We start from the raw sequence: 1,721 nt of genomic DNA, 5'->3' as shown, positions 1-1,721 counted from the left end.
GTACCTTCGGTATGGAAGGCATGTTCCGTCAGCTGGGCATCTACTCCTCTGTCGGCCAGCTCTACGAGCCAGTCGATAAAGACCAGGTAATGTTCTACAAGGAAGACCAGAAAGGTCAGATCCTTGAAGAAGGCATCAACGAAGCGGGCGCCATGAGTTCCTTCATCGCCGCCGGTACTTCGTACTCCAGCCACAACCAGCCGATGCTGCCGTTCTACATCTTCTACTCGATGTTCGGCTTCCAGCGTATCGGTGACCTGGCCTGGGCCGCTGGCGACAGCCGCACCCGTGGCTTCCTGATCGGCGGCACCGCCGGCCGTACCACCCTGAACGGTGAAGGCCTGCAACACGAAGACGGTCACAGCCACCTGCTGGCCGCGACCATCCCGAACTGCCGCACCTACGATCCGACCTACGGCTACGAGCTGGCGGTGATCATTCAGGACGGCATGAAGAAGATGACCGAAGAGCAGCAGGACATCTTCTATTACATCACCGTGATGAACGAGTCGTACCAGCAGCCAGCCATGCCGGCCGGTGCCGAAGAAGGCATCAAGAAAGGCATGTACCTGCTCGAAGAAGACACCCGCGATGCAGCGCACCACGTGCAACTGATGGGCTCCGGCACCATCCTGCGTGAAGTGCGTGAAGCGGCGAAGATCCTGCGTGAAGAGTTCAACATCGGCGCTGACGTATGGAGCGTCACCAGCTTCAACGAACTGCGTCGCGACGGCCTGGCCGTAGAGCGCAGCAACCGTCTCAAGCCTGGCCAGAAGCCCAAGCAGAGCTACGTTGAAGAGTGCCTGAGCGGCCGTAAAGGTCCGGTCATTGCCTCTACCGACTACATGAAGCTGTTCGCCGAGCAGATCCGTCAGTGGGTACCGTCCAAGGAATTCAAAGTCCTGGGCACCGACGGTTTCGGCCGCAGCGACAGCCGCAAGAAACTGCGTCATTTCTTCGAAGTCGACCGTCATTTCGTGGTGTTGGCAGCCCTGGAAGCACTGGCTGACCGTGGTGATATCGAACCTAAAGTCGTGGCCGAGGCCATCGTCAAGTTCGGCATCGACCCGGAAAAACGCAACCCACTGGACTGCTGAGGAGACATTTTGTGAGCGAACTCATTCGCGTACCTGACATCGGCAGCGGTGAAGGTGAAGTAATTGAACTGTTTGTGAAGGTCGGCGACCGTATCGAAGCCGACCAGAGCATCCTGACCCTGGAATCGGACAAGGCCAGCATGGAAGTGCCGGCCCCGAAAGCCGGTGTCATCAAGAGCCTGAAAGTGAAGCTGGGCGACCGCCTGAAAGAAGGCGACGAACTGCTCGAGCTGGAAGTCGAGGGCGCCGCGCAAGCGGCTCCTGCGCCTGCCGCTGCACCGGCCAAAGCCGAAGAAAAACCGGCTGCTGCCGCTCCTGCTGCTGCCGCGCCAGCCGCTGCCCCGGCTGCCGCTTCGGTGCAGCAAGTGCACGTGCCGGACATCGGTTCGTCGGGCAAGGCCCAGATCATCGAGATCCAGGTCAAGGTCGGCGACACCGTCGAGGCTGATCAGTCGCTGATCACCCTGGAATCCGACAAGGCCAGCATGGAAATCCCGTCGCCTGCCGCAGGCGTGGTCAAGGCCATCAGCGTCAAGCTCAACGACGAAGTCGGCACTGGCGACCTGATTCTGGATCTGGAAGTGGCGGGCGCTGCGGCCCCGGCTGCGGCCGCTCCGGCTCAGG

At 60.5% G+C, this 1,721-nt stretch carries 1 protein-coding gene and 1 pseudogene; both read left to right on the top strand.

The window, feature by feature from the left end:
- Positions 1-1,097, top strand: a pseudogene (gene aceE / locus HT737_RS18155) (pyruvate dehydrogenase (acetyl-transferring), homodimeric type); the annotation flags it as partial.
- 11 nt (positions 1,098-1,108) lie between these two features.
- Positions 1,109-1,721 (top strand): biotin/lipoyl-containing protein (locus HT737_RS18150; RefSeq protein ID WP_374011183.1); only part of this gene is annotated, 613 nt, incomplete at its 3' end.

It is taken from the genome of Pseudomonas sp. MD195_PC81_125 (assembly GCF_014060985.1).
GTDB lineage: Bacteria > Pseudomonadota > Gammaproteobacteria > Pseudomonadales > Pseudomonadaceae > Aquipseudomonas > Aquipseudomonas parakoreensis.
This window is presented reverse-complemented; position numbering and strand designations above follow the sequence as displayed.